The 26479-nt window shown below is 73.9% G+C and carries 23 protein-coding genes and 1 pseudogene; 11 read left to right on the top strand and 13 right to left on the bottom strand.

The window, feature by feature from the left end; all coding sequences use genetic code 11:
• Positions 1–109: 109 nt before the first annotated feature.
• Positions 110–853 carry an IclR family transcriptional regulator gene (locus ACIA8L_RS37700; RefSeq protein WP_395912157.1) on the bottom strand — a complete coding sequence of 248 codons (744 nt, stop codon included), beginning with the start codon at positions 851–853 and terminating at the stop codon, positions 110–112.
• 222 nt (positions 854–1075) lie between these two features.
• On the opposite strand from ACIA8L_RS37700, the gene ACIA8L_RS37705 reads away from it, so the two are divergent.
• Positions 1076–1891 (top strand): SDR family NAD(P)-dependent oxidoreductase, encoded by an 816-nt coding sequence (locus tag ACIA8L_RS37705; protein WP_395912159.1) that lies wholly within the window; start codon positions 1076–1078, stop codon positions 1889–1891.
• Here ACIA8L_RS37705 and ACIA8L_RS37710 read toward each other — a convergent pair.
• From ACIA8L_RS37710 to ACIA8L_RS37720, 3 genes are all read right to left on the bottom strand, one after another.
• Positions 1879–3567: a thiamine pyrophosphate-binding protein gene (locus tag ACIA8L_RS37710; RefSeq protein WP_395912160.1), complete on the bottom strand. Its 1689-nt coding sequence runs from the start codon at positions 3565–3567 to the stop codon at positions 1879–1881. The two genes, ACIA8L_RS37705 and ACIA8L_RS37710, sit on opposite strands and share 13 nt — an antisense overlap.
• Positions 3564–4010 carry a carboxymuconolactone decarboxylase family protein gene (locus tag ACIA8L_RS37715; protein WP_395912162.1) on the bottom strand — a complete coding sequence of 149 codons (447 nt, stop codon included), beginning with the start codon at positions 4008–4010 and terminating at the stop codon, positions 3564–3566. Before ACIA8L_RS37715 ends, ACIA8L_RS37710 begins: the two co-directional genes overlap by 4 nt.
• A gap of 102 nt (positions 4011–4112) precedes the next feature.
• Positions 4113–4790: a GntR family transcriptional regulator gene (locus ACIA8L_RS37720; protein WP_395912163.1), complete on the bottom strand. Its 678-nt coding sequence runs from the start codon at positions 4788–4790 to the stop codon at positions 4113–4115.
• 159 nt (positions 4791–4949) lie between these two features.
• On the opposite strand from ACIA8L_RS37720, the gene ACIA8L_RS37725 reads away from it, so the two are divergent.
• Genes ACIA8L_RS37725 through ACIA8L_RS37735 form a run of 3 tightly spaced genes read left to right on the top strand, consistent with a single transcriptional unit; the run spans position 4950 to position 8096 of the window.
• Positions 4950–5726 (top strand): HpcH/HpaI aldolase/citrate lyase family protein, encoded by a 777-nt coding sequence (locus tag ACIA8L_RS37725; protein ID WP_395912165.1) that lies wholly within the window; start codon positions 4950–4952, stop codon positions 5724–5726.
• On the top strand, positions 5716–6633 hold the full coding sequence (locus ACIA8L_RS37730) for a hypothetical protein (protein ID WP_395912167.1): 918 nt from the start codon (positions 5716–5718) through the stop codon (positions 6631–6633). The genes ACIA8L_RS37725 and ACIA8L_RS37730 overlap by 11 nt, the downstream gene beginning before the upstream one ends.
• A complete protein-coding gene (locus ACIA8L_RS37735; RefSeq protein WP_395912169.1) occupies positions 6633–8096 on the top strand; it encodes a flavin-containing monooxygenase in 1464 nt (487 codons plus the stop codon). Before ACIA8L_RS37730 ends, ACIA8L_RS37735 begins: the two co-directional genes overlap by 1 nt.
• A gap of 66 nt (positions 8097–8162) precedes the next feature.
• Here ACIA8L_RS37735 and ACIA8L_RS37740 read toward each other — a convergent pair whose 3' ends face one another.
• From ACIA8L_RS37740 to ACIA8L_RS37750, 3 genes are read right to left on the bottom strand one after another with little or no spacing between them, the layout of a single operon-like run.
• Entirely contained in the window at positions 8163–8990 is an 828-nt protein-coding gene (locus tag ACIA8L_RS37740; RefSeq protein WP_395912171.1) for an N-acyl homoserine lactonase family protein, read from the bottom strand.
• Entirely contained in the window at positions 8987–9550 is a 564-nt protein-coding gene (locus ACIA8L_RS37745) for a carboxymuconolactone decarboxylase family protein (RefSeq protein ID WP_395912173.1), read from the bottom strand. The genes ACIA8L_RS37740 and ACIA8L_RS37745 overlap by 4 nt, the downstream gene beginning before the upstream one ends.
• On the bottom strand, positions 9540–10463 hold the full coding sequence (locus tag ACIA8L_RS37750; protein ID WP_395912175.1) for a DUF6282 family protein: 924 nt from the start codon (positions 10461–10463) through the stop codon (positions 9540–9542). The genes ACIA8L_RS37745 and ACIA8L_RS37750 overlap by 11 nt, the downstream gene beginning before the upstream one ends.
• Positions 10464–10584: 121 nt before the next feature.
• On the opposite strand from ACIA8L_RS37750, the gene ACIA8L_RS37755 reads away from it, so the two are divergent.
• On the top strand, positions 10585–11088 hold the full coding sequence (locus ACIA8L_RS37755; RefSeq protein WP_395912177.1) for a hypothetical protein: 504 nt from the start codon (positions 10585–10587) through the stop codon (positions 11086–11088).
• 116 nt (positions 11089–11204) lie between these two features.
• Here the strand turns inward: ACIA8L_RS37755 and ACIA8L_RS37760 are convergent, their stop codons facing one another.
• Complete coding sequence (locus ACIA8L_RS37760) at positions 11205–14111, bottom strand: M36 family metallopeptidase (protein WP_395912178.1); 2907 nt, start codon at positions 14109–14111, stop codon at positions 11205–11207.
• Between the two features lie 138 nt (positions 14112–14249).
• On the opposite strand from ACIA8L_RS37760, the gene ACIA8L_RS37765 reads away from it, so the two are divergent.
• A complete protein-coding gene (locus ACIA8L_RS37765) occupies positions 14250–14717 on the top strand; it encodes a hypothetical protein (protein ID WP_395912179.1) in 468 nt (155 codons plus the stop codon).
• Positions 14718–14833: 116 nt separating this feature from the next.
• Here the strand turns inward: ACIA8L_RS37765 and ACIA8L_RS37770 are convergent, their stop codons facing one another.
• Positions 14834–15388 carry a hypothetical protein gene (locus ACIA8L_RS37770; RefSeq protein WP_395912181.1) on the bottom strand — a complete coding sequence of 185 codons (555 nt, stop codon included), beginning with the start codon at positions 15386–15388 and terminating at the stop codon, positions 14834–14836.
• 368 nt (positions 15389–15756) lie between these two features.
• Between ACIA8L_RS37770 and ACIA8L_RS37775 the strand changes: the two genes are divergently transcribed.
• The gene (locus ACIA8L_RS37775; RefSeq protein ID WP_395912183.1) at positions 15757–16248 is read left to right on the top strand and encodes a hypothetical protein; all 492 of its coding nucleotides are present in this window, start codon (positions 15757–15759) and stop codon (positions 16246–16248) included.
• 83 nt (positions 16249–16331) lie between these two features.
• The gene (locus tag ACIA8L_RS37780) at positions 16332–16919 is read left to right on the top strand and encodes a hypothetical protein (RefSeq protein ID WP_395912184.1); all 588 of its coding nucleotides are present in this window, start codon (positions 16332–16334) and stop codon (positions 16917–16919) included.
• Positions 16920–16944: 25 nt separating this feature from the next.
• Here ACIA8L_RS37780 and ACIA8L_RS37785 read toward each other — a convergent pair whose 3' ends face one another.
• The 4 genes from ACIA8L_RS37785 to ACIA8L_RS37800 all read right to left on the bottom strand — a co-directional run bounded on the left by ACIA8L_RS37785 (position 16945) and on the right by ACIA8L_RS37800 (position 21292).
• The gene (locus ACIA8L_RS37785; protein WP_395912185.1) at positions 16945–17619 is read right to left on the bottom strand and encodes a class F sortase; all 675 of its coding nucleotides are present in this window, start codon (positions 17617–17619) and stop codon (positions 16945–16947) included.
• Positions 17616–18428, bottom strand: a complete 813-nt coding sequence (locus tag ACIA8L_RS37790) for a hypothetical protein (RefSeq protein ID WP_395912187.1) — start codon at positions 18426–18428, stop codon at positions 17616–17618. The genes ACIA8L_RS37785 and ACIA8L_RS37790 overlap by 4 nt, the downstream gene beginning before the upstream one ends.
• 30 nt (positions 18429–18458) lie before the next feature.
• Entirely contained in the window at positions 18459–19976 is a 1518-nt protein-coding gene (locus ACIA8L_RS37795; RefSeq protein WP_395912189.1) for a serine/threonine-protein kinase, read from the bottom strand.
• A gap of 74 nt (positions 19977–20050) precedes the next feature.
• Positions 20051–21292 (bottom strand): cytochrome P450, encoded by a 1242-nt coding sequence (locus ACIA8L_RS37800; RefSeq protein WP_395912190.1) that lies wholly within the window; start codon positions 21290–21292, stop codon positions 20051–20053.
• Between the two features lie 184 nt (positions 21293–21476).
• On the opposite strand from ACIA8L_RS37800, the pseudogene ACIA8L_RS37805 reads away from it, so the two are divergent.
• The 3 genes and pseudogenes from ACIA8L_RS37805 to ACIA8L_RS37815 all read left to right on the top strand — a co-directional run.
• A pseudogene (locus ACIA8L_RS37805) lies at positions 21477–21842 on the top strand (hypothetical protein); the annotation flags it as partial.
• Positions 21843–21857: 15 nt separating this feature from the next.
• Positions 21858–24071: an Hsp70 family protein gene (locus ACIA8L_RS37810; protein WP_395912192.1), complete on the top strand. Its 2214-nt coding sequence runs from the start codon at positions 21858–21860 to the stop codon at positions 24069–24071.
• A gap of 88 nt (positions 24072–24159) precedes the next feature.
• Positions 24160–26478, top strand: a complete 2319-nt coding sequence (locus ACIA8L_RS37815) for an NACHT domain-containing protein (protein WP_395912194.1) — start codon at positions 24160–24162, stop codon at positions 26476–26478.
• Position 26479 lies beyond the last annotated feature (1 nt).

The raw sequence follows: 26479 nt of genomic DNA on the forward strand, positions 1-26479 counted from the left end.
CGATCGGGAACCCGTCGCTCGTTCCCGCTCACGGTTATCCCGGGCCGGCACCGTCCGTGGGTGCCGCCCCGCTTCGCCCCGGCCGCGCCGGGGCGTTCCGGTGCCGGTGTCAGTCCGCTGCGCTGTCCAGCGGATTGGCCATGCGCCGGCTGATCGTGTCGGCGCCCGACAACAGGGCGCGCGCCACCGGGCTGTCGATCTCCTCGGGGACGAACTGGGCGATGCCGACCACGGCGAGCGTCGCGACGACCTGGCCGGCCGCGTCCCGGACCGGGGTCGCGACGGCGCTGACGCCGTTCTCGTGGCTCACGCGCACGGCGACGCCGGTGCGGCGGACCTCCGCCAGCTCCGCCGCGGTCGCGTTCGCGGGTGGTGCGCCCTCGCGGAACCGGTGGTAGGACTGGTTCCGGAAGGCCCAGAAGATGAGGGTCTGGGCGGCGTCGGGGCCGAGGTGGCTGCCGACCGCTATGGACACGCGGGCGGTCCGGCTGCTGTCCTCGCGGACCTGCGCCACCACGGGGCGGTGGCCGTTCCACACGCTGAGCACGACCGTGTGGCGGACGCGCTCGCTGATCTCCTCCATGACCGGGCCGGCCAGGTCGAGGACGCCGAGCCGGGACAGGGCCATGGTGCCGAGCTCGGCCAGGAGCACGCCGAACTCGTAGCGGTTGCGGTCGCGGCGCTGCAGGAGACCGTGGTTCTCCATGGACGCCAGGTATCGGTGGGCGGTCGACTTGCCGACGCCGAGCTCCTCGGCGGCCGACACCAGGTCGATGGTCTCGCTGGCCGCGAGCAGCCGGAGCAGCTGGACGACCCGGGCCACGACCTGGAGGTCCCCGCTGGCGATCTCCATGCGATGCCTCCCAATGAGCGTCGGGGTGTCGTCCCGCAATGCGGGGTGCTCATCCGGCTATCCGGTACAGAGGAATGTAGGTGATCCATCCCGACGACTGTCAAGGGCCGGACGAGATTTCGGCGCGATTTCCGAGCGATGCGGCCCGCGGGGGTGCCGGCGACCCGGCCCCGGTGGCATGATTGTATGATCGGCAGACAATCTTTGACGGGATGGCGGCGGATGCGCGGACTGGCCGGCAAGATCGCGGTAGTGACCGGTGCGGCCGGGGGCATCGGTGCGGCCACCGCCCGCCGGCTCGCGGAGGAGGGCGTGCACGTCGTCGCCGTCGACCTCGACGAGGACCGGCTGCGGCAGGTGGTGCGAGCACTGCCGACCGAGGGGGCGTGGGTCCGCGCCGACGTGTCGGCGGAGGGCGACGTGGCCGCCTACGCGGACGCCGCCGTCGACCGGTTCGGCCGGATCGACCTGCACCACCTCAATGCCGGCATCCCGGGCTCCAACGCCACCCTGCCCGAGCTGAGCGTGGCCGAGCTCGACCGGGTGATGGCCGTCAACGTGCGCGGCGTGTTCCTGGGCGTGCGGGCCGCCTTCCGCCGCTACGCCGAGCAGGGTGGCGGCGGCAGCATCGTGATCACCGGCTCGATCGGCAGCCTGCGCGGCAGCGCGGACCTCCTCGCCTACCAGACCTCCAAGCACGCGGTGCTCGGCATCCTGCGCGGCGCCGCCATGTACGGCGGCCCGCTGGGCGTGCGGGTGAACGCGGTCGCCCCCGGGATCGTGCCCACCGACCTGTTCGGCGCGTCCGGCCGGGACGACATGACGCACCGTGCCTCCAGTACCCCTCTGCGCCGGGCCGGCACCGGCGAGGACATCGCGGGCGTGGTTGCGTTCCTGCTCAGCGCCGACGCCGCCTACATGACCGGCGAGGTGGTCTCGGTCGACGGCGGCGCCAGCGTCGTGAGCACGGTCCGGCCGTCGGGCGGCGCCGGCGCCTGGGACTTCGCCGCCCACGACCGTTCGCTCTACGGCTCCTGACTCACCGGCAGCGGCGCGATGGCGTCGATGTCGGTGTGCACGTCCAACACCACCGGCCGGTCCGCATCGAGGGCCCGCTCCAGGGCCTTCGCCAGGTCGCCGGGCCGGTCCACCCGGATGCCGAGCGCACCCATCTCCTCGGCGATCCGGGCGAAGTCCACCTCGTGATACGTCCACAGCTCGCGGGACTGCGCCGTGGCCTGCCCGCCGTAGGCCCGGTCGAAGCCCCGCTTGCTCTGGTTGCCGCCATGGTTGTTGTTCACCACGGTGACCAGGTTGATCCGGCGGCGCACGGCCGTCTCGACCTCGCCGAGGTGGTAGTACAGCCCGGCATCGCCGGTGAAGACCACCACCGGCCGGTCGGGTGCGCCGCACTTGGCGCCGATGCCGGCCGAGAACGCCCAGCCGAGGTGGCCGGCACTGCGCAGGTAGTCCTGCTCCGGCGCGGTCGTGTCGTGGTACTGGGCCATCCACATGCCGGCGTGGCCGGTGTCGACCACGACGACGGCGTCGCCGGGCAGGCCGGCGGTCAGCTCGGCGCAGATGCGTTCGGGCCGGATCGGCACCGCGTCGCTGGTGAGCACGTCGCGGTGGCGGGCCCGCCAGGCCGCCTTGGCCGCGTCCACCTCGGCCAGCCAGGCCGTTCTGTCCGGCCGGGCGTGGTGGGGCGCGAGGGCCAGCATCCGGGCCAGGGTGAGCTTGGCGTCGGCGGCGACGGCGGCCTGGAGGGGATAGTTGCGCCCGAGGTGCGACGGTTCGACGTCGATCTGGATCGCCGGGGTGCCGATCGGGGGTACCGCCCAGAAGTGCGTGGTCATGCCGCCCGTCTGCGTGCCGATGAAGCAGACCAGGTCGGCCCGGTTGACGACCTGGTTGGCGCACTCCCGCGAGTAGGAGCCGACCACGCCGGCCGAGAGCGGATGCGTGCCCGGGATGGTGTCCTTGCCGTTCGCCGACGTCGCCACCGGGATGCCCAGCGCCTCGGCGAGGGCGACGAGGTCGGCGCCGGCGCGGGAGGCGCGCACGCCACCGCCGGCCACGATCACGGGGCGGCGGGCCTCGCCCAGCAGCCGCAGGACCGCCGCGACGCTCGCCTCGTCCGGGGCCGGGCGCAGCGGCGGCACCCGGGCGAAGCCGGGCTCCACGAGCGGCTCGGCGTCGGTCCCGTCGGCGTCGAGCTGGCCCTCGTTGCCCTGGATCTGCAGGTGGACGGGGCCGGGGGCGCCCGTGGTGGCGACCCGGAACGCGTGGCGCAGCATGTCGGGGAACCGGTCGGCGTCCTCGACCGTCGCGTTGAACTTCGTCACCGGCGCGAACGCGGGCAGGTCGTCGATCTCCTGGTAGACCTGCCGATACTTGGTCGCGGGGGAGCGGCCGCCGGTGAGGGCGAGCACCGGCGAGCCGGCCAGGAACGGCTCGCGCAGGCCGGCGGCGAGGTTGAGCGCCCCGACGACCTGGGCCATCGCGACGCCGGGGCGCCCGGACACGCGGGCGTAGCCGTCGGCCATGTAGGCGGCCGCCTTCTCGCCGTGCGTGACGACCCGGTGGATGTGCGGGTGGTGCCGTTCGAGCTCGGCCAGGGTGCGGCGCAGGATCGCCGGGACGAGGAACACGTGCGTCACGCCGTAGCCGTCGAGCATGTCGGCGACGACCCGGGCGCCGGTGCGGCGCGTCATCCGGCGACTGTCCCGGCCGTGGTCGCGGCGCTGGTCCCGGCCGTGGTCGCGGCCGCCTGCTCCTGCTGGACCTCGAGGATGACGCGCTCGGCGAGCCGGAACGACTCCAGGGCGGCCGGGGCGCCGCAGTAGGCCGCGGTCTGCAGCAGGACCTCCTGGATCTCGGCCACGGTGCAGCCGTTGCGCAGCGCGCCGCGCACGTGCACGGAGAACTCGTGCGGCCGGTTGAGCGCGGTCAGCATGGCCAGGTTGAGCAGGCTGCGGGTGCGCCGGTCGAGCCCGGGCCGGGACCAGACGTCGCCCCAGCAGCTGGCCGTCACGTACTCCTGCACGACCCGGGTGAAGTCGGTGGCCTGCGCGCGGGACCGGTGGACGTGGGCGTCGCCGAGCACCTCCCGCCGGACCCGGTCGCCGCGCTCGAGCCGGCTGATGTCGTCACTCATGGACCGCTCCTGTCTCTGGCCGATGGGCAGGGACAGCGTACGACGATCATACAATCTTGCGGAACCGTGAGCGGCGCGGAAAGTTCCCGCCGGGCGGTGGGCCTAGGCCTCGGGCTGGTCGACGAGGGCAATGAGGCCGGCCTTCCCGGCCTCCTCGACGTGCCGGGCGCAGGCGGCCGCGGCGGCGTCGGCGTCGCCCGCCTGGACGGCGTCGACGATCGCGCGCAGCTCCGCGAGGCTGTGCTCGAGGCGGCCGGGGACCGACATCGACAGCGAGCGCAGGACGCTCACCCGCGCGTGCAGGCTGCCGACGACGGCGGCCAGGGCGGTGTTGCCGCCGCCGTCGAAGAGCACGTCGTAGAAGGCGTCCTTGGCGGCCAGGATCGGCGCGCCCTTCGCGGCCTGCCGCTCGACCCGTTCGAGGGCGCGGACCAGGGCCTTGCGCTGGGCGGGGCCGGCGTGCTCGGCGAAGAGCCGGCCGGCCAGGCCCTCGAGCACGGAGCGCACCTGGTAGAGCTGGCGGGCCTCGTCGGCGCTGACGCTGGTGACGACCATGCCCTTGTTGGGCACCGCGGTGACGAGGCCCTCGGCCGCGAGCTCGCGCAGCGCCTCCCGGACGCTGGTGCGCGAGACGCCGGTGAGCTCCACCAGCTCCCGCTCGATCAGCCGCTGCCCGGGCGCGAGCCGGCGGTCGAGGATCGCCTGCCGCAGGTTTTCCAGGACCTGGGAGCGAATGAGCGCCGGGGCCCGTTCAACGCGCAACTCGGGGGCTCGCGTCACCGCCGACCTCCCTTTCCACACTCACCCGGCGTGTCGTGCCTGTCATGGTACCCAGTGCGGTCGGGGCCGTGCCGAGCCGGAACGGTGCGCCGCACGGTTGTTTCAGATCGTATGACGATGCTACATTTCCGAAGCCTAAAACCCCTCGTGAGGAGCGTCATGGCGCGATTGGGTTTCGCTCGCCGGTTGGCCTCGGCCGACCGTTGTCTGGTCGGCACCTGGGTGAAGATCCCGGCTCTGGAGCCGATCGAGATCCTGGCCGACGCCGGATTCGACTACATCGTGCTCGACCAGGAGCACGCACCGCTGACGTTCGACTTCGTCTATCAGGCCACGGTCGTCGCGCAGGGCGCCGGCCTGTCGGTCGTCGTCCGGGTCCCCGACCGCAGCGGCAGCCACCTGCAGCGGCTGCTCGACGCCGGCGTCGACGGCATCCTCGTGCCGCGGGTCACCTCCGTCGCCGAGGCGGACGCGGCCGTGCGGCAGATGCTCTTCTCGCCCGGCGGTGACCGCGGGATGGGCATCACGTCGCGGGCCGGACGGTGGGGCGGCCTGCCGCGCCCCGAGTATCTGCGCTTCGGCGACGAGGAGGTCATGCGGGCCGTGCAGCTGGAGGAGCGGGCCGCGATCGAGGCGGTCGACGACATCCTCGACGTCGCCGGGCTCAACGGCGTGTTCCTCGGGCTGGGCGACCTGCAGCTGTCCTCCGGGTTGCCGGAGCCCGACCCGGTGCTGCAGAAGCTCGTCGACCGGCTGCTCAGCGCCGCGCACCGGCGGGGCGTGCCGGCCGGCACGGCGGTGCGGAGCGCGGCGCAGGCCCGGGCCGCGGCCGACCGCGGCTACCGGTTCGTGATGCTCAGCAACGACACCAGCCTGCTGCGGGGCGCCGCTGCGGCCGCCGTCGACGCATTCAAGGGAGGCCCCAATGGCGTATGACGCCACCGACCTGCGCTCCACCCTGCCGGCGAGCCGGCCGCCGGGCGCCGCCGCGGCGCCCGAGCGGTTCTCCGGCTCCGAGCACGTCACGTTTCGCGACCTGGCCCCGGCCGACAAATCCACGGACGTCTCGACCTGGTACGCCCGCGGCCAGAACTTCGTCGTCGGCTACTCCGAGCTCGACGGCACGGCCACGTTCACCCGGGCCGGGCAGCCGGACGAGTACGTGGTGCTGCTGGCCGACGACACCCTCGCGGCCACCGTCCGCACGCCCGGCGAGGACGTCTCCGCCAGCGGGCGGACGATGCTGGTCGTGCCGCCCGGGGACAGCACGGTGACGGTCACCGGGCGGGGCCGGGTGCTGCGGCTGCTGACGACGAGGTCGGACGACGTCGCCGCGCTCGCCGCCAACGCCGGCTCCTACACCGAGCCGCACGAGAACATCCCGCCGTTCGCGCCGTGGCCGCAGCCGGTCGGCGGCTACCGGGTCCGCAGCTACGACCTGACGGTGCCGCCGCTGTCCAACCCGCCGTTCCGGCTGTACCGCTGCACCACCTTCATGGTGAACTTCATCGACCCGAAGCAGGGCCCGCGCGACCCCGCGAAGCTCTCCCCGCACCACCACGACGACTTCGAGCAGTGCTCGATCGTCCTGGCCGGGCAGTACGTGCACCACATCCGCTGGCCCTGGACGACGAACAAGGCCAACTGGCGCGCCGACGAGCACGAGACCGTCCTGGCCCCGGCCGTCACCGTGATCCCGCCGCCGTCGCAGCACACCAGCGAGGCGATCGGGCCGGACCTCAACCACCTCATCGACGTGTTCTCCCCGCCGCGCTTCGACTTCTCGGCCCAGGACGGCTGGGTGTTCAACGCCGCGGACTACCCGGCGCCGGCCGGCCGCTGATGGGCCGGCGGGCACCGGTCCGGGTCGCGATCATCGGCGCCGGCCTGGGCGGTATCGCGGCCGCGGTCAAGCTGCGGAAGCGGGCCACGGCCAGCGTCGTGATCTACGAGCAGTCGGCCGGCGTCGGCGGGACCTGGTTCGACAACCGGTACCCGGGCTGCGAGGTCGACGTGCACTCGCACGCCTACTCGTTCTCGTTCCTCAAGTACGACTGGCCGCGCACCCACGCGACCCAGCCGGAGCTGCTGGCCTACGCCGAGCACGTCGTCGAGCGCTTCGGGCTGGCCCCGCTGCTGCGGCTGAACACCCGGGTCACGGGCCTGGTGTGGGAGGAGTCGACCGGCACCTACACGCTGTCCACCGAGCACGGCGACCGCGCCGAGTTCGACGTCGTCATCTCCGCGCTGGGCCTGCTCAACGTGCCGCGCTACCCGGAGTGGCCGGGTTTGGAGACGTTCGCCGGCCCGTGCTTCCACACCTCGCGCTGGGAGGAGCACGACCTCACCGGCAAGTCGGTCGCGGTGGTCGGCACCGGGTCGACGGCCGTGCAGATCGTGCCGGCGATCGCCCCGGCGGCCGCGCGGGTGCGGGTCTTCCAGCGCGAGCCCGGCTGGATCGAGCCGAAGCACGAGCGGGAGTTCACCGCCCGCGAACGCTGGGTTTTCCGCAACGTGCCCCTCGCGCAGCGGCTGAACCGGGCCCGGATCTTCCACCAGGGCAACCGCCGGTTCAAGGGCTACGACGTCACGTCCGGCCGGCAGCGGCGGATGCGCGCGGTCTGCGAGGGGTTCATCGGCGCCGCCATCGCCGATCCGGCGACGCGGGCCGCGGTGACCCCGCAGTATCCGTGGGGCTGCAAACGACCGGTGATCTCCTCGACGTTCTACCCGGCACTGAACCGCGACAACGTCGAGCTCGTGGCGCACGCGGTGGACCACGTCACCCCGACCGGCGTCGTCGACGCGACGGGCCGGTCCCACGACGTCGACGTCCTCATCCTCAGCACCGGCTTCCAGCCGACCCGGTTCCTCGCGAGCATCGACGTGAAGGGCCGCGACGGGCGCAGCATCCACGACGCCTGGCGGGAGCGGGCCAGCGCCTTCATGGGCATCACGGTGCCGGGCTTCCCCAACTTCTTCATCCTCTACGGCCCCAACACCAACGGCGGCGTCTCCATCATCGCCCAGCTGGAGCGGCAGGCCGAGGTCGTCGTCGGCGCGGTGCGGCGCCTGGCCCGGGCCGGGAAGCGCGCCAGCATCGACACGTCACCGTCGGCGGCGCGGCGCTTCGTCGCCTGGATCGACCGGCGGATGGGGCGCGACGCCTCGGCGATGAACGCCGGCTGCCACAACTACTACCACGACCCGGCCGGGCACAACGTCACCCAGTGGCCCGGCGGCCACCTCGCCTACGCCCTGGCCACCCGCCTGCTGGCCCGCTTCGGGCTGCGGACGAGAACCTGAAGCCTGCGGACAAGAACCTGAAGCCTGCGGACGAGAACCTGAAGCCTGCGGACAAGAACCTGAGCCTCAGCCGCCGGCCCGGGACACCTCGGCGACGTGCAGGCCGTCGGCGTAGGTGACCGTCGGGAAGCGGTCCCACACGGCCGCCTCGTGGAACGGCAGGACCCGCCGGGTGTCCCCGCCGACGCTCGCCAGCATCGCGTCGGCGAGGTCGAGCCAGGCGGTGGCGCTGCCGGTGCTCATCGCGATCGGCGCGAGGACCCCGTCGCCGCGGATGCCCTCGAGATTCTCGTAGCTGTACACGTTGTCGCCGGCGAACACCCAGTCGCCGTCGGCCTCGTTGGTGACGGCCACGAGCTGCGAGCCGGCGGTGTGGGTGTCGTACGCGGGCCGCAGCTCAATCCCGGGCGCGACCGTGACCGCCCCGTCGGCGAGGGTGGCCGGGCGGGTGGCGAGGTGCTGCGGCAGGTCGGCCTGGCAGGACCGGGTCAGGAACTCGAACCGGCCGGGCCGATCGGCGGCGGCGAGGTACCGCTCGATCTCGCGCCGCTGAATCCACACGTGCGCGGCCGGGAACGCCTCGACGCACCCGGCGTGGTCGAAGTGGTTGTGGGTGAGCAGGACGGTGTCGACGTCGTCGGGCCGCACGCCGACCCGCGCGAGGGCCTCGACCGGGTGGCACCAGCGGGTGTCGCCGTACTTGGCGGTGAGCCGCCGATGGACGGCCGGATCGGCGAAGCCGGTGTCGACGAGCACGCAGCGGCCGGCGGTGCGCAGCAGTCCGAAGCAATAGGGCATGCGGCGGTACCCCTCGTTCGGCTGGGCGGCGAACAGATTGCTGGCCGGGAACTTCTCGACGTAGCCGTACTCGACGATCCAGATGGACCAGTTCACGACGGCGGCCGCACGTCGAAGACCGCGAGTTGCCAGGCGACCATGTTGTAGTACCCGACGATCGTGACCAGTTCGAGGAGTCCGGCCTCAGTCAGTACCCCCGCGGCGTCTGCGAAATCGGTGTCGTCGAGGGTGCCGTGCTCGAGGACCCGCCGGGTCACCCGGAAGCAGCAGACCTCCACATCGGACAGTCCGGCCGGCTCCCGGTTCTCGGCCAGGGCGGTCAGGTCGGCGTCGGTCAGGCCGGCGGCGGCACCGGCCCGGCGGTGGGCGTAGAGTTCGAAGGCGCTGTCGTGGTGGTGCCCGACGAGCAGGATCGCGATCTCCCGGGCCCGGGCGGGCAGCCGCGAGCCGAACCGGACCGCGCCGCCGATCTGCTGCAGCGCCTGGCCGAACGGTGGGCTGAGGATCCAGATCGCGGGCGGGCCCTGGAGCCGGCCGTCCGGGCCGACGAGTGCGAACGGGCTGTCCGGGGCGGCGCGGGGGCCGGTGCTGTACCAGTCGTAGAGGGCCCGCTGGGCGTCGGTCATGGCCGCGGGGTCGACGTCGTCAACGCGCATGCGGGCTCTCCTGCTCGAGGAACGTGCGGGGGTTGGCGTGCACCATCGTGGCGATCTGCTCGTCCGTCCAGCCGAGGTAGGCCAGCTGCTCGACGAACATGCGCAGGCATTCCGGCGCGGGCGGCACCCACCGGGAGAACACGTCCGTGGTCAGGATCGCCCGCTGCGGCCCGACCGCGGACAGTGCCTCGTGCACATCCCGAAGACGCAGATGCCCATCCGGGTGTACCAGCGGTGCGTTGCAGAACTCCAGGAAGGCGCCCGTGTCGGCGAACTCCCGCAGCTCGGCCGGGTCCGTCGTGTAATGCATCGGGTGGGTGATGAGCAGCCGCTGCCCGACGTCGGCGCAGTACGCGGCCACGGCCCGGCTCTCCGCGACCGACGCGTGCCCGGTGGCCAGGGCGAGACCGAGCGCGCGGCAGGCGTCGACGACAGCCCGGGCCCGGGCGGTCAGCGCCCCGTCGGGTCCGCGGAGCGCGATGGCGTTGCGGGCGTTGTACTCCGCGAACGACGGCGAGATGTGCTTGAGAAGGTTCGAGATGTAGCCGCCGCGGGCGACGTCGGCGGCCGCACCCCACGTCGGCAGGAACACCACCCGGGCGCCGTGCGCGGCCGCGAGCTCGACGACGCTCGGCTCGAGGCCGCCGACGACGGGGTTGAGCGTGATGCTGCCATACACGGTGAATCCGCTGCCGGCCATCTCGTCCCGGACCGCTCGGGCCCGGTCGGTCGTGGCCCACAGGTGCGACTTGAGGACGAAGCCGGACATGCTGTAGGCGTGCGCGAGCCGGGCCACCTCGACGTCGGCCCCGCGATTGGGCCGCCCGTCGGCGAGGTCGGGCTGACCGTGGACATGCACATCGATCGCCCCGCGCAGCAGACGATCGAACCCCTCGGGCTGAGCGAGCTCCATCGCCAAGATTGTATGACGATATGACCATGCGCGCCAGGTGGTCGGCCCGCGCGATCGAATGGCACGGCCTGGAACGCCTCCCGGTCGACCGGCCGATGCGCGGCCGGCAGGAGGAGGAGCCATGTCCAGCAAGTTGCGTCGCTGGTTCGTGCCGCTCGGCGCGGCCGCCGTGCTCTTCGGGGCGGCGGACCCCGCTGTCGCCGGCGGTGTGCTCGACCCCGTCCCGGTCTCGCCCAACCAGGCGTTCGCCGGCCAGGTCAACGGGGTGGCCGGCCTGTCCCGGATCGCGGTCGTCTGCGACGGCCCGGCCGACATCGTGCCCACCGGCCACCCCCTGGCCGGGCAGACGGTCACCGCCGTCCAGGTCAAGCCGGGCGACACCACACCGGGCCTGGGCTTCACCGGCAGCGCCGGCACCGCGATCGTCGTCGGCATCGGCTCGTCCGTGTCCCCGCTGCCGCCGGTGACGCTACGCTTCTTCCAGGCCAACGCCGCCATCCCGACCAACATCCTGGTGCCCTGCACCGGCACCGGCGTCGTGTCCTTCACGCCCACCCTGACCAGCGCCACCGCCCGCACCGCGACCGTCAAGGTGACATTCGTCCGCGCCGTCTCCACCGGCTGAGGGTTCAGCCGGCCGGCCGATCCACAATGAGCGGCAGCAGGCGATCCGCCGGGCCGTGACATCAGTGCCTCCGCGTCGATCGGAGGGGCCCGGTGGACCCCTCCGATCGGCCGGCGTCAGCGGGAGAAGGCCTGGAACTCGGCGATGCGGACCTGCGCGGCGAACGGGCTCGCCGTCGCGCAGTCGGTGGCCGCGGCCGGGTCGTTGTCCTGCTCGCCGGCGTAGCGTGGGTTGCCGGTGCACTGGCTGGTCAGCACCTGGATGCGCAGGTGGGTGGCCTTGACCGGGTTGAAGTGGAAGGTGCGGAGGTTGAGCTGGGGTGCGGTCGGGCGGAAGGCCTCGGACGGGAAGGCGTCCGAGGCGCTGCGGTACACCTCGCGGTAGCCGGCGTCGGCGGAGCAGTCGGAGGCCGTAGCGTCGCAGGCGAGGATGCGGAACTGGCGCAGGGCCGAGAACCGGTTCTGGCCGAGCGGGTCGACGTCGCCGTCGATCGCCGGGCGCAGCAGCGCGCTCACGTTGACCGTGTTCACCGAGACCGGGCGGTCGCCGGCCAGGTCGACGGTGACCTTCTTGCCGGCCACGCCGTCGAGCGAGGCCCAGTCGGTGACCTCGGTGTCGTCGCCGAGCCGGGCGACGTTGACGCCGTCGCCGGTGAGCACCGCGCCCGCCGACGTCGAGGCCAGGTTGCGGGGCAGGTTCAGCTTCAGGTCCTGGGCCCGGCCGGGCAGGAACAGTGACGTGAACTTCTTGTGCCCGTAGCCGGCCCCGACCGCGGTGAACGAGAACGTCTGCCCGGGCACGATCTGGAACGTGTCGGGGATGGCGGTCTCCGGGTCGGTGTCGGCCACCGGGACGGCCCGGGCCTCGTAGTCACCCACGTAGAGGCGGATGACCGCACCGGCCGAGTCGCCGACCGGCTGCAGGGTCACGGTGGCGTTGTTCGCGTAGGGCGAGGCGAAGCTCGGCGTCGGGTCGGTGTCGGCCGGGTCGCCGGTCGCGTCGATGCCGAGGCCCGACTGGGCGAAGGCGTTCCAGATCAGGTCCTGGTTCGCCCCGCCGAAGCGGACCAGGTCGGCGGCGAGCATGTTGTCCCGCATGTCGGTCATGCTGACCTGGCTGTCGCCCTGCAGCAGGAACGAGTCGAAGGTGAGCTGGGCCCAGCGCCGGTTGCCCGGGCACGCGTCGACCGTCACCTGCCCGTCGGCGCAGCGCTGCTGCAGCGACGGCGTGCCGGCCCCGTAGCGCTGCACGAACGCCGCCCGGACGCGCAGGTTGGTGGCGACCCAGATCTCCCCGTCGGCGTGGACCTCCGGCCCCGGGATGTCGAAGCCGATGTCGGAGTAGTTCAGCGGGCTCTTGCTGCCGTCGTAGTCGCGGATGCCGGTCGTGTTGTTCCCGGTGACGTACGCGCCGGTGACGAACGGCGTGTCACCCGGCGCCCGCAGGCCGTTCTCGAACAGGTACTCGCCGGCGAGCAGGTCGCCCCACGCCTCGCCCATCGAGCCGCCCTGGAACGAGCCGATCCCGGTGTCGGGGCCGGCGATCATGCGGTTGGTGATCGCGTGGGTGTACTCGTGCCCGATCACGGTCATGTCGTAGTCGCCGTCGACGCAGGGCGGGTACGCCGCGCCCGCGACCGGCTGCCAGAGGAACATGTTCGACGTCGGGGGCAGACCGTCGCGGGGAGTGCCCTGGTTGGCGTTGTTGCGGCTGCCGCCGAGCGCGTTGGACTGGGCCCGGCCCTGCTCCGGGTCGCCACCGAGCCCGTCCGGCGAGAGGTTGACGACCTGCATGTTCCAAGCCGATTCCGTGAAGCCGAGGGTGTACGCCCAGTCGTGCATCCGGTTGTGCATGGCGAACAGGTTCGTCACCGCCGCGTCGGCGTCATTGCGCTGCGCCGAGGTGAACCCGGCCGGGTTGCACCGGGCGGCGCGCCACTGGTCGGTGAACGGGTAGACGTAGTTGCGGTCCGGCTTCGCCGTCGCCGGCGCCGGCGCGGTCCCGCCACCCCACTGCACCACGTTATTGGCCGCGTTGCCGCTGGAGGTGAACGTCGGCTGCCCGGTGCTCAGGTTGACGTCCCAGGCCTGGCCGCTGTTGGGGTCACGGACCGTGCGCACGCAGGCCGGCATCGGGCTGAAGCACCAGCGCACCCGCGAGTCCAGGCCGACGACGTTCGTCGGCGCGGCCGGGAACACCGCCCAGCTCGGGTTGTCCGCGTCGTAGTCGACGAGGTCCTCGCGGACCAGCACGCCACCGGTGCGGGCGTCGACGTAGGTGGTGAACGCGACCGGCCGGGTCAGGTCGGTGCCGCTCAGCGTCACCGCGTAGGCGGCCCGCGGCCCGTCGGCGGGCGTTGGCACGGCGACGGTGTCGACCTTGACCGGCCCGACCTGGGCCGCGGTCAGCCCGGCGTCGCGGGCGGCGGCGGCGATCGCGTCGTCGGCCGACACGGTGGCCGGCTGCGGCTCCCGGGTGTCACGGGACAGCGACGACGTCACCCGCACGACGGCGCCGTTGCTCACGAGGATCGAGGCGAGGCCGTCGTGCCCGGCCGGCAGTCCGCCGAAGCGCTGCCGCAGCGTCACCACCGTCGCGCTGCCGATCGGCCGGACCAGGACCGCGTCCATCGCGGCCACCGACTGCTCGTCGATGCCGAACAGCGCCTGGTTCTGCACGAGGAACTGGCGGGCGGCCGTCTCCGGGTCGGCCGCCAGCCCCGCGGCCAGGGACGTCCGGCCCCGCGCGGCCGGCCCGAGCGCCCGTGGCGTGCCGAACGCGTTGAACCGCACCGCGCCGAACTTGCCGGCGAGGGAGCGCTGCTGCCCGCTGGGGGCGACGGTACCTTTGCGGTTGTCCACGTCCCGGGCGCCCTTGCCCTCGCCGAGGAAGTCGCTTGCGCCGCGCGTGGCGACCGGCTCCCGCGGCGGCGGTGCCGACCAGGCCGGTGCCGCGGTCGCCGTGAGGCCGGCGATCACCGCGACGGCGATCAGCCCCGCGGCTGTCCGTTTGGATGTGCCCACGATCGTTTCCCCCTCTGCGTCGTTGCAGCACGTGCATAGATCTGAATGTGTAAATACTCTGATCGGATGACGTGGGCAAGAGCGGATACGCCGATGAAGGGTTGGAACCGGGCCGTGGGGGTGGCCCGTCCAAGTGCCATGAGGAAACGGTTCTGGCTGGTACTGCTCGCGCTGACGGTCACGGGTTGTGGCGGACCGGCGGCCACGCCCGCGCCGGTCGCGGGGCCGTCGTCCCCCGTGCCGTCACCGTCCGTGCCCGCGCCGTCGCCGTCCCCGTCGCGGGTCTCGCCGCCGGCGCCCCCGCCCTCGTCGGCGGCGCCCGTGTCGCCCAAGCCGACGGCTGCGGTGCTGGTCCAGTTCGGCCGCGTCCGCGACGGCGGCACCGGCGGCGCGACCGAGACGACCGGCCCCGGCGCGGACCCGCGGATCTTCGAGTTCGTGCTCGCCGGCTGCCAGAACGACGGCGCGGCCCTCACGATCACGGCCACGCGCGTCACGGCGAAGCTCACCGGCGGTGAAGGGACCGCCTGCTACGTGCCGGAGTGGTACAAGGCCGTGTTCGCGGTGCCGGCCGGCCAGGTCCCGCCGGGTGCCCGCCTCGGGTGACGCCGCGCCGACCTCCACCCGCAGGCCGCCGCGTCCCAGCGGGGCGACGCCTGACGGCCGGCGCGTTGCCCGCTGTGGCGGGGCTCATACCCCGCGCCCCGCCACTGTGCGTCCTTCTAGGCGGACTGCTTCACCGTGGCGGTCGCGCTGTCGGCCGCGCCCGTGGTCGGCGCGGCGGTCACGTTGACCGTTGACGTCGACTCGCCGGTCGACCGGGGCGGCGCGGCCGTCGAGGTCGACCTGCCGGCGAGCTTCGCCTGGGCCGCCGTACCCGACGGGATGCGGGCGGCCGGCGCCGGGCCGGCGACGCCGTACGGGCCGACGGCCCGCACGGTGGGGCGGCGGGACCTGCGGGCCGGTGCGCACCTGCGCATCAGCGGCACGGTCCGGGCCACCACGGCCGGTCCGGCCGAGATCACGGCGGCGGTGCGGGCGGTATCGCCCACCGGCGCGGCCGAGCACGGTGCCGCCACGGTGCCGGTGACGGCCGGCGCCGACAGTGCGGGCGCCCGGCTGGCCATCGTCGCACCGGTCGACGCGCTCGGTGAGGCGCTGCCGGGCGACGCCCGCCCGGCCGTCGTCGCGCGGTCGACCGGGCCCGCGCCGGGCCCCGCGCCCGGGCCGGGCGCGTCGGCCGCGGCCGACCTGACCGGCCAGACGGCCTGCGTCACCGGCTCCGTGCTGTTCGAGGACGCGATCGGCCGGCTCCTGCCGGGCGAGCAGGCCACGGTCCGGGTCTACGACCGGGGCGTCTTCAGCGACACCCTGCTGGCGACCGTGGTGAGCAAGCTGGACGGCAGCTACTCGGCCTGCTTCGGCAACGACGACACGGGCGTCGGCGGCATGGACGTGTACGTCATCATCGCCACCGAGAACACGCGCTGGAAGGTGCACGACGCCGCCGGCAAGGCCTATACGGTGCGGGTGGAGGGCCCCGAGGACGTCGTCGACGGCAGCACGACGAAGCTCGGCGCGGTCCAGCCGCCGGCGGCCGTGCACCGGGCGTGGCACGCGTTCGAGGAGATCGCCGAGGCCTGGAATGTTCCTGCCGCACGGCAATGCCAACTGCTGGGACGCGCTGGACTCGGTCTGCCACCCGCAGATCCTGGTCCGGTGGACGGCGGACTCGGCGGACGGCGACTTCTTCTGCCCGAGTGTCGGCGCCGGTGGCGCGAAGTGCCCGGTGGCCAACCAGATCCACCTGACGTTCAACGCGCCGGACGGTTCCACGCCGGTGCACGAGCTGGGTCACGCCGTGATGTGGGACGCGTACGAGCACGACACGCCGTTCGACGCCGACTGCACGGCGCACCAGCTGGGTGTGCCGCTGAGCGCGGAGTGCGCCTGGAGCGAGGGGTGGGCCGACCGGTTCGCGATCCTGGGCACCCAGAACAAGGTCCTGACGTTCCCCAACGGCGTGACCGTGGACTTCGAGGACACGCACATGCAGGCCTGGGACGCGGGCGAGGCGGTGCAGGGCCGGGTCACGGCGGCGCTGCAGGACCTCGCCGACGGTGCCAACGGCCGCTGACCAACGGTGTCCCGCTGTGGCGGCCCAAGCCCCTCGTCCCGACCCGCTACACCTTCGCCACCACCGCGCCGTTCTGGTCGGTCGTGGCGATCACGCCCGACTCGCACGACTTCGACCTGCGGGTCGAGGACCCGGCGACGGGCGCGCAGCTGGCCACGAGCACGGCCTCGTTCGACCCGCTGAAGCCGGCGGTCGACTTCGTCGCCGTCGACAGCAACCGGCGGCCGTTCGGCGGCTACGTCGCCGCCGTCGACCGGTTCAACAATCCGACCGCGGAGGAGTCGGACTACCGGGTGAGCTTCGTCGAGGGCAACCACGTGCTGAGCAACGGCACGGAGACGGTGCACCTCGGCGCCGGGCAGCCGGTCGCGGTGTTCGATCTCTTCGTCAACCTCGGTGACACCGTGACGATCACGGTCGCGCCGCAGACGCCCGGCACGGTGCCGGCGGTCTTCCTGATGCAGAGCCGGCCGGACAACCCGAACCTGTGGGTGCAGGGGCGGGTGGACGCGGCCCGGGCGGCGGTGACGACGAAGCTGCAGCAGACGGTGGCGACGTCGTCCTTCACGGCCGGCACCCAGGGGTACTACGGCGTGGTGCTCGCCAACGAGAGCCCGCTCGTCGCCGGCGACTACCGCATCACCGTGACCCGTACCGCCAAGACACCCTGACCGGCGCGGCCCCACCGCTGATCCGTCAGCGGTGGGGCGTCGTCGCCGGCCAGGACGGCTGCGGTGCCGGGCCGGGCTGGGCCTGCTCGAGGTCGGCGAACGCGACGATGTTGTCGCGGTAGTGCCCGGTCGCGGCGTCGAACTCGCCGCCGCAGGTGATGAGGCGGAGGGCGGCGTGGTCGACCGGGCCGTAGACGTCCTGGGTCGGGAACGCGTCCTTCGGGTACCGGCCGACCTTGTGCACGGCGAAGACCGCGCGGCTGCCGTCGAGGCGGGTCACGCTGACCTCGTCGCCGGGGGCGAGGGTGGCCAGGTGGTAGAAGGCGCCCTTGGTGCCTTTCCAGTCGACGTGGCCGGCGAGGACGGCCGGCCCCAGCGCGCCCGGGGTGGGCGCGCCGGTGAACCAGCCGACGGTGCTCGCGTCGTCGGGCACCTGCATGGTGCCGTCGGGCTCGGTGGCCAGGTCGATCAGGTCGCTGGTCACGCCGAGCCGGGGAATGCTCACGGTGACCGGCGGCGAGGACGCCATCAGCGGGCCGGAGGTCAGCTCGCCGGTGCGGCTCGCCGCGGCCGACCGGCCCGCCGTGGGTGCCGGGCTCGACGCCGGCTCCGGCACCGTGGGCGGGGCTGATGGCCGGGCCGAGCACCCGGCCAGCAGCAGGGCCGCGCCGACCGCGACGGTCACGACCCGGCGGTTCATGCCCGCGCTGCCCGGCGGCGGCGGTAGAAGGCCAGCCCGAGGGTGCCGGCGACCGCGGCCCCGCCGACCGAGTAGATCAGCGCCGGTTCCGGGCCGGGCTGCGGAAGCGACGAGCCGTCACCGGTGTCGACGCCGCCCGCGGGGACGGAGCCGGCGGCCGCGCCGGCCACCATGCCGCAGGTGGCGACGTCCGTCGCCTCCTCGGGGATGTTCGGCACGCCGAGGGACTTGGCGAACGTCGACTCGCCGAGCGCGCCGAGGTCGTATGTGCCGTTGTGGTTGGCGTCGATGCCGTGCTGCACGATGTGCAAGTCCTTGATGTGCTCGATCGTGCCGGCCGGCAGCTGCGCGGCCGGGATCGTGCGCTCGTAGGCGAGGTTGCCCTGGGCGTCGGCGGTCGGGAAGCGGTCGACCGCGAGCCCGCTGGCCTTGGTGGTGTCGCCGGCGGTGGTCAGGGAGACGAAGATGTCGCCGTACATCGGCAGCCCCTCCTCGACGCTGATGTACCCGTTGTGGTTCTGGTCGTCGGCCATCGAGGGGCAGTGGAAGTCCATGCCGCCGGCGGAGCCGTGCAGGTGTTGGGCGTGCGGCGAGTTGGGCGTCATTCCCGTCGACCGGATGGCGATCTTCAGGTCGCCGTTGGCCATCGGGGTGAGCGTCGCGCTGCCCTTGGCGCCGGTGGTGCCCATCTCCTGCAGGTCCACCGAGACCGACTCGGCCGCGAATGCGGGCGCGGGGGCCAGCAGCGGCACGGTCAGCGCGACCGCCGCGAGGGGCAGGACCGCGAGGGCGGCTCGGGTGAGGTTCATGAGGGGTCTCCGTTCGGATAGGGCCGGGGGTCAGGCACGGGACTCGAAGCCGTCGAGGACCGTGTGGAGGCCGTCGAGCGCGGCGTCCCAGCCGGCGTCGGGCGCCGTCCAGGAGACGACGAAGCCGTGGCCGGCGGCGGTGGCGAAGGTGCGGCGCAGGGTGTGCCAGCGGGTGCCGTTCTCGTCGAAGGTGTACTCCCAGTCAGCCGCTCCCCGCTGGTAGAGCGCGACACTGATGGCGATGCGCCGGTAGCCCGCGGGCGCGGCCGGGCCGGCCAGCAGCTGCCGTTCGCGCTGCGTCCAGTACGCCACCCGGTCGTCGTCGAGCGGCGGGGTCGGATCGACCGTGAACCCCTGCCGCCCGGCCGGATCGCGGAAGCAGGTGACCGGACCCTCGGACGCGGCCGTGAACGCGCCGGGCGCCGGCGTGCCGAACTCGTCGAGGTCGTACCGCACCCACCCGGCCGGCAGCCCCGCGGCCGCCCGCCCGGACACCTGGAGGGTGCCGGAGCACCGCAGCGGGGCCGGGAAGACGACGGCCGGCACCGCGGACGCCGACGCCGGGGCCGGCGATGCGGTCCGGTCGCCGCCGCCGCCGGCCGGGCGGGTCGCGGCCCACGCTCCCACGCTGCCCGCACCGAGGATCGCCGCGGCCGCCGCGGCCACGATCAGCTTCCGGGCCGGCGCCGGTGTCGCGGGTCGCGGTGGCGGCGCTCCGGTCAGCGCCGTCTCCAGCAGCGTGCGGGCCTTCGCCGCGCTCAGCCGGTTCTTCGGGTCGCGGCGCAGCAGCCCCAGGATGACCGGCTCGAGGGGGCCGGCGTGCAGCATGACGTCGGGCGGCTCCCGCATCAGCGCGGTCAGCTGCTCGACCGGGGTCGGCCGGGTGAAGGGCGGCCGGCCCTCGACGGCCAGGTACAGCGTCGCCCCGAGCGACCACAGGTCCGTCGCCGGGCTCGACTCGCCGGCCGTCACCCGCTCGGGCGCGACGTAGGCGGGCGCGGCGAGCAGGACGTCCTCGCGGGTCGCGCTGGCCCGGAAGCTCTCCTCCGCGAACACCGCCACGCCGAAGTCGCCCAGCAGCACCTGCCCGTCCGGCGCGACCAGCACGTTGCGCGGCGTCACGTCACGGTGCAGGACACCGGCCGCGTGCGCCGCGGCCAGCCCGTCGAGCAGGGCCAGGCCGGCCTTCGCCACGGCCGCGACCGCGAGGGGCCCGTCGTCGCGCACGGTCGCGTGCAGCGAGCGGCCCTCGACGTACTCCATGACGATCCACGGCCGCCCGTCGGCGAACTGCACGTCGTAGACCCGCACCAGGCTCGGATGCCGCAGCCGCGCGGCGGTGCGCGCCTCGCGGATCGTGCGTTCCCAGATGTCGGTCCGCCCGGGCGCCACCCCGGCGATCGGCAGGATCTCCTTGACCGCGACCGCCCGGTCGAGGACCTCGTCGCGCGCCTGCCAGACCCGGCCCATGCCGCCGCGGCCGACCACCCGCAGGAGCCGGTACCGGCCGGCGACGACCGCTTCCTCCACTCCGCCGTCGACTGCCATGCACGGTATTCGGAGCCGGCCCGCGGTCGGATTGGTGACAGTTCGGCGAGCCCATGACGGCTCCCGCCGGAGGCCTACGCGATCGTGACCGCTATCTCCTTGTAGCCGTGGAAGGTCAGCAGGTCCAGGGTGCGCGGCCGGTCGGCCAGGGCCAGCTTCGGGAACCGGCGCAGCAGCATCGGCAGGGCCAGCTGGAGCTCCAGGCGGCTCAGCGCCGCGCCCAGGCAGTAGTGCGGGCCGACCGCGAACGTCATCGTGGCGACGTCGGGCCGGTTGGGGTCGAAGACGTCCGGGTCGCGGAACCGGCGCGGGTCCCGGTTGGCCGCGCCGAGCAGGACGAGCGCCTCGCTGCCGGCCGGCACCGGCACGCCCATGATCTCGGTGTCCTCCGGCGCCCAGCGGACGCTGAACTGGACCGGCGTGTTGAAGCGGAGCGTCTCCTCGACGTAGGCGGGCGCCAGCTCGGGCCGCTCCAGCAGCTCAGCCCGGGCGTCGGGCCGGTCGAGGAGCAGGACGAGGCCGTTGCCGAGCGAGTGGACGCTGGTGAGGAAGCCCGCGTTGTAGAGCCCGACGAGGTTGTTCACCAGCTCGGCGTCGCTGAAGTCGGCCGCACCGGAGGCCTGGGCCTGGACGAGCGCGCTGGCCATGTCGTCGCGCGGCGCGGCCCGGCGGGCCGCGATCAGGCGCTCGAAGTAGGCGGTCAGCTCGGCCGCCGCCTTGTCGCCCGCCTGCAGGTATCGCCACTGCTGCGGCCCCGGCTCGAGCACCAGCGAGAACGGCTCGGACTGGGACGGGAACCAGGCCCGGTCCTCCTCGGGCACGCCGACCAGCTCGCCGATGACGTCGCTCGGCAGCGGATAGGCGAAGGTGGCCATGAAGTCCACCGGCTTCCCGCCGGCGCCCAGCTCCTCGATCAGGTCGAGGCGGCGCTCGATGTGCCGGACGATCGCGGGCTCCAGCTGCGCGACCCGCCGCGCCGAGAACGCCTGGGCCAGGGGCCGGCGCATCCGCGCGTGGTCCGGCGGGTTGAGGAAGAAGACGGACTGCTTCAGCACCCGCAGCGACAGCCGCCGGCGCCACAGCGGCTCGGCGCGGCGCTCCAGCTGGTCCAGGTAGGCGGCGTCGATGATGCGGAACGCCGGTTCGCGCATCACCCGCTCGACGGCCTCCCACCCGTGCACGACGACCGAGTATCGGTCGACGGCCGGGTCGAGCGGCGCGACCTGGCCCTGCCGGTGCAGATCGGCATAGAAGGGGTACGGGTCCCGCCGCCCCTCGGCCGAGAAGAGCTCCTTCAGCGCAACCACCGTCCGCATCGGCCGATGATAGCCGTACAAATGATCAACATCGATAGGTGATGACATGGTTGCCGGGATCGGCTACACGCAGTGTGGGAATGCGGGCGCCGGTCGGGCCGGCGCTGCTGGCGGCCGGCGGGGTCACCCCTCGGGGTCGTCGGCCTGACGCTCAAGGCCGAGGACGGCTCGCGAGCGCCGCCGCTTCGGCCAGGACCGGCACGACGGGGCCCAGCAGAACCTCGCGGTCGCCGCCGCGTATCTGCGCCAGGCCGTCGGGCGGCTCGACGGGACCGCCGACGCGACCGCGCTGGAGGCGTTGCGCCGCAGCGACCTGGCCCTCGTCGACGTGACCCGGGAGCTGCGCGAGATCGCGCACGGCCTGCGCCCGGCCGCGCTCACCGAGCTCGGGATCGCTCCGGCCCTCGAGGCCCTCGCGCGGCGATGCCGATCCCGGTCGAGATCGGCGCCCCGGCCGTCCCGCGCCTGGCCGCGACCGTCGAGCGGCCGCGGGCCCATCTTCGGTGTTCGCCCCGCGATGTATCAGGACCGGGCCGAGGCGCTCCATTAGCCAGGCAACGTCGTCATGGAGGTCGACACAGTGCAGACCGTACGACTCGGGATCGACTTCGGCACCTCGCACACCGTCGCCGTGCTCGGCCGCCCCGGCGGACGCGCGGACGCGCTGCTGTTCGAGGCCTCGCCGCTCATGCCGTCGGCGGTGTACCTCACCGGCGAGGAGACGATGCTCGTCGGGCGGGACGCCGAGCGCAGCGCCCGGATCGAGCCCGCCGCCTACGAGCCGCACCCCAAGCGCCGCATCGACGAGGGCAGCGTCCTGCTGGGCGGGCACGACGTGCCGGTCGAGCGGCTGATCGAGTCGGTGCTGCGGCGGGTGGCCGAGGAGGCCGGGCGGATCCTCGGCGGGCCACCGGGCAGTACCGTGCTGACCCATCCGGCCGGCTGGGGCGCGGCCCGCCGGGGCCTGCTCACGGCCGCGGCCCGCAACGCCGGCCTGGCCGAGCCCACGCTGGTCGCCGAGCCGGTCGCGGCGGCCATGTACTTCACCGGCGTCCTCGGCCACCGCGTCCCCGACGGCCACGCGGTCGTCGTCTACGACTTCGGCGGCGGCACCTTCGACATCAGCGTCGTGCGGCGGGTCGGCGACGGCTGGCACGTCGCCGCGGCCAGCGGCCTCGACGACGTCGGCGGCATCGACCTCGACGCCGCGGTCGTCGGCTGGACCCGGGCCCTCGTCGCCGCGCGGGCGCCGGAGCTGTGGGAGCGCCTGGAGCGCCCGGCGACCGTGGCCGACCGCCGCCACCGCCGCGTGCTGTGGGACGACGCCCGCTCGACGAAGGAGCTGCTCAGCCGGGCCACCAGCACCGGCCTGGCGATCCCGCTCTACGAGGTCGACCTGCACCTGACCCGGCCCGAGTTCGAGTCCCTGGCCCGCCCGTGGATCGACCGGACGGTGGCGCTGACCACGGCCACGCTCTTCGCCAGCGACGTCACCGCGGGCCGGCTCGCCGGTGTCTTCCTGGTCGGCGGGGCGAGCCGGGTGCCGCTCGTGGCGACGCTGCTGCACCAGGCGCTCGGCATCGCCCCGGTGGTGCTGGAGCAGCCGGAGCTCGTCGTCGCCCACGGCAGCCTCATCACCGACCCGGGGCCGCTGCCGGCCGCGACCGTACCCACCGTCCTGACCGCTCCTGAACCTCCGCCGCCGCCACCTCCACCGCCCGTCGCACCGGAGCCGGAGCCGACGACCGCGCCCGTTCCAGAGCCGCAAGACGAGGCAGTGGTACTGCCCGGAGGCCGCTGGCCGCTCATAGCGTGCACGGTCATCGCCGCCCTCGGGGTGCTCGGCCTGCTGACCGGTGAGTTCGACGACGACTACGGCCCGCCGCTGGTCTCCGGTCTGCTCACGCCGCTGCTGCCCAGGTCGGTGCTCATCCTGCTGACCATGGTCATCGGCGTCGCGGTCGGCGGCGCGCCCGGGCGCCGCGCGGCCCCGGCCCACCGCGCCCTCGGCCCGGCCGTCCTCGCCACCGGCGGCGGCGCCGTCGCGCTGCTCGTGCTCGGCCTGACCCGCGATGACGGCGACGCGTTCTCGTTCTCCGACGGCGACCGCGGCTACGGCGAGCAGTACAGCGCGGCCGGCCTGTGGGTCGTCACCGCGGCCGCGGTCGCCGGCCTCATCCTCGGCCTGTACCGCGCCGTCCGCCCGCCGTCGGCCGACCCGCTCGTCGCGCCCGGCCGGGTGCGGGCCCGGCTCGGCTGGATCGGGGCGTGGGCCACCATGGGCGCGCTGCTGGTGCTCGCGACCGGCAGCCGCCGCCAGTGGGAGTACCGCTCGTTCGGCGACGGCCGCCTCCGCGACGTGCAGCCGCTGGGCGGCCTGATCCACAACGGCGGCGCGGCCGGCTGGTGGGCCGGCTACCTCCTCGGCCTCACCCTCATGCTGGCCGCGGCCCTGCTGCTCGGCGCGGCCCTGCGCACGGCGATCGTCCGCAGCCCGGCCGCCCACGCCGGCCTGCGCCCGCTGGGCTGGTTCGCCGCCGCCGAGTGCGCCGGGCTGCTGCTGCTCGACCAGGTCTGGGAGCAGCCGGTGCCCTACGGCGTCCCGGTCGTGGACGTGCAGGCATGGTACTGGTCCAGGTTCGTCCGCCTCGACGAGTTCTCCGGCCCGTATCCGGCCGTGGCCCTCATCCTGGCCCTGACCGCGATCGCAGCCGTCGCCGTACCGTCCCTGATCCGCACCACCCGCGCCGCCCGCCGCCCCGCGCGGAAGGGGGACTGAACCCGATGCCCGGGCGCCCGGGCCTATCGCCGGGGCGCTCGTGTCGTCGATGATGGATGCGGTGCTCGGTCGTCGGAGGGGAGTCGGCATGGCGCCTCGACGCCGGCGGGTGATCGTCTGGCTGCTGGCGGGCGCCCTCGTCGCGGGTCTGCTCAGCGTGGTCGCGCTGGTGGCCACCCGCGAGGTGAACACCGCGACCAAGTGGGCCGGGATCGTCACCGCGCTGATGGGGTTCGTGGCCGCCGGTCTCGCGGCCGGCGAGCGGGTCGGCAAGTGGCTCGTCGGCGCGCCCCGCACCGCCGGCATCACCCGGGAGGAGCTGGACGCGGCGGCGCAGCGGCTGGCCGAGGCCGTGCGAGGCGAGTGGGAGGAGGAGTTCGAGGTGCGCCGGCTGCGGGAGCGGATGCCGTTCTCCGTGCGCTGGTCCGACCTGTCCGATCACGACGACAAGATCTTCGGGGGTACCGCGCCGGGCCGGGACGCGGTCCTGGATCGCCGGCTCGGGCCGGGCCGGGCCTTCCGCCGCCTGCCGCAGCGACGGCTGGTGATCCTCGGGCCGTCGGGCTCGGGCAAGACCGTGTTCGCGCTGACGCTGCTGCTCGATCTGGTGCGGGCCCGCGAGCCCGGTGACCCCGTGCCGGTGGTGTTCCCGATCGGCACCTGGAACCCCCGCCGCCAGCACCTGCGGGACTGGATGGTCGAGCACCTCGAGGAGGTCTATCAGATCCACCTCCAGGACCATCGGACCCTCAGCCCGCACGAGGAGCTGGTCGACCAGGGCCGCCTGCTGCCGATCCTCGACGGCCTGGACGAGATCGCGGCCGAGTCCCGGCCCGGCATCCTGCGCCACCTCAACGCCGCACTCGGCGCGGGGCCGGTGGTGCTGACCTGCCGCGAGGCCGAATACCGCGAGTGCTTCCAGGCCGACGGCGTCGTCGTGGACCGGGCCGCGGCCCTGCTGCTCGAACCGATCGACATCGAGAGCGTCATCGGCTACCTCACCCGGACCACGGCACCGCCGCGCGTGCGGGACTGGGACGAGGTGTTCGCGCGGCTGCGGGACGAACCCGGCGCACCGCTGGCGGCGATGCTGCGGACCCCGCTGATGACGTGGCTGGCCCGGGCCGTCTACGGGGAGAGCCAGCGGGACCCGGGCGAGCTCCTGCGGGCGGAGTTCGCCGACCCGGACCGGCTGGCCCGGCACCTGATCGAGCAGCTGATCCCGACGCTGTACCCGGACGCCCGGCAGCGGCGGCGGGACCGGGCGCGGCGGTGGCACACCGATGACGTCTCGCGCTGGCTGGCCTTCCTGGCCCGGCACATCAGCGGCCGGGGCGACGAGTTCGCGTGGTGGCAGCTGGACCGGGCCGTCCCGCGGGTCGTGCTCGAGGCGCTCGCGGGCGTGCTCGGCGGCCTGGGCCTGTGGCTCGCGTTCGGCCCCGCCGCCGGCATCGTGTTCGCGGCCGGCTGGACGCTCATCGCGACGCTCGTCGGACGGCGGCGCAAGCGCACGGTCGAGGCGCTCATCACCGCGGGCATCGACCGGCTGCTGGGCCGCCCGGCCGACACCGCGTTCGGCCGGGCGGTGGAGGTCGTCGTGGGAGTCAACGAGCCGTTGCCGCTCGCGCGCCGGCTCGGCCTCGGGACCGGGCGCATCATCGCGCTGTTCGCCGGGCTGGCCCAGGGTCTGCGCTACTTCCCCCACCACGGGCTGTGGCCGGCGATCGCTCAGGGCCTCGGGGCCGCGCTCGCGGTCGGCCTGGTCGTCGGCTTCTTCACCATCTCACCCCGCCAGACGCCCAGCGAGGTCGCCTTCGACGCCCGGCGCAGCCTCGGCGCGTTCGTCCGGCACGTCTTCGTCGGGCTGTTCATCGGCCTCTCGGCCGGCATCACGGTCGCCATCGTGCTCAACACGTCGTTCGGGATCGTCGTGGGCCTGGTGTTCGGCGTCGCGATCGGCCTGATCGACGGGCTCAACCTGTGGCTGGACGTGTCGGCCGACGTCACCCGGGTGCTCAGCCCGCGCATCACGCGGCGGGCCGACGCGCTCGCCGCGATCGCCCGCAGCGCGATGGTCGCCATCGTCGTCGGTGTGCCGACCGGCATCGCCTTCGGGTTCGCCTACGGCCCGCGCGCGGCGGTGCTGCAGGCCCTCGGGTTCGGGCTGGTGTTCGCGCTCGCCGACCGATACACGGGCATCAGCGCGACCGTCTGGGGCCGCTACCTGGTCGCGAAGACCTGGCTGGCGCTGCGGGGCGTCCTGCCGTGGCTGCTCATGCGGTTCCTCGACGACGCCCACCGGCACGGGGTGCTGCGCCGGGCGGGTGCGGTGTACCAGTTCCGGCACAGCTCGCTGCAGGACCACCTGGCCGCCGGGGCGGCGCGGCCCGAGCTCGCGCCGGCCTAGC

This window comes from Dactylosporangium sp. NPDC051541, assembly GCF_044454505.1.
GTDB lineage: Bacteria > Actinomycetota > Actinomycetes > Mycobacteriales > Micromonosporaceae > Dactylosporangium.

Coding starts and splice junctions, on each gene's coding strand:
- ACIA8L_RS37700 (WP_395912157.1), bottom strand. CDS start 853: ATGGAGATCGCCAGCGGGGACCTCCAGGTCGTGGCCCGGGTCGTCCAG.
- ACIA8L_RS37705 (WP_395912159.1), top strand. CDS start 1,076: ATGCGCGGACTGGCCGGCAAGATCGCGGTAGTGACCGGTGCGGCCGGG.
- ACIA8L_RS37710 (WP_395912160.1), bottom strand. CDS start 3,567: ATGACGCGCCGCACCGGCGCCCGGGTCGTCGCCGACATGCTCGACGGC.
- ACIA8L_RS37715 (WP_395912162.1), bottom strand. CDS start 4,010: ATGAGTGACGACATCAGCCGGCTCGAGCGCGGCGACCGGGTCCGGCGG.
- ACIA8L_RS37725 (WP_395912165.1), top strand. CDS start 4,950: ATGGCGCGATTGGGTTTCGCTCGCCGGTTGGCCTCGGCCGACCGTTGT.
- ACIA8L_RS37730 (WP_395912167.1), top strand. CDS start 5,716: ATGGCGTATGACGCCACCGACCTGCGCTCCACCCTGCCGGCGAGCCGG.
- ACIA8L_RS37735 (WP_395912169.1), top strand. CDS start 6,633: ATGGGCCGGCGGGCACCGGTCCGGGTCGCGATCATCGGCGCCGGCCTG.
- ACIA8L_RS37745 (WP_395912173.1), bottom strand. CDS start 9,550: ATGCGCGTTGACGACGTCGACCCCGCGGCCATGACCGACGCCCAGCGG.
- ACIA8L_RS37750 (WP_395912175.1), bottom strand. CDS start 10,463: ATGGAGCTCGCTCAGCCCGAGGGGTTCGATCGTCTGCTGCGCGGGGCG.
- ACIA8L_RS37755 (WP_395912177.1), top strand. CDS start 10,585: ATGTCCAGCAAGTTGCGTCGCTGGTTCGTGCCGCTCGGCGCGGCCGCC.
- ACIA8L_RS37765 (WP_395912179.1), top strand. CDS start 14,250: ATGAGGAAACGGTTCTGGCTGGTACTGCTCGCGCTGACGGTCACGGGT.
- ACIA8L_RS37775 (WP_395912183.1), top strand. CDS start 15,757: ATGTTCCTGCCGCACGGCAATGCCAACTGCTGGGACGCGCTGGACTCG.
- ACIA8L_RS37785 (WP_395912185.1), bottom strand. CDS start 17,619: ATGAACCGCCGGGTCGTGACCGTCGCGGTCGGCGCGGCCCTGCTGCTG.
- ACIA8L_RS37790 (WP_395912187.1), bottom strand. CDS start 18,428: ATGAACCTCACCCGAGCCGCCCTCGCGGTCCTGCCCCTCGCGGCGGTC.
- ACIA8L_RS37795 (WP_395912189.1), bottom strand. CDS start 19,976: ATGGCAGTCGACGGCGGAGTGGAGGAAGCGGTCGTCGCCGGCCGGTAC.
- ACIA8L_RS37800 (WP_395912190.1), bottom strand. CDS start 21,292: ATGCGGACGGTGGTTGCGCTGAAGGAGCTCTTCTCGGCCGAGGGGCGG.
- ACIA8L_RS37810 (WP_395912192.1), top strand. CDS start 21,858: ATGGAGGTCGACACAGTGCAGACCGTACGACTCGGGATCGACTTCGGC.
- ACIA8L_RS37815 (WP_395912194.1), top strand. CDS start 24,160: ATGGCGCCTCGACGCCGGCGGGTGATCGTCTGGCTGCTGGCGGGCGCC.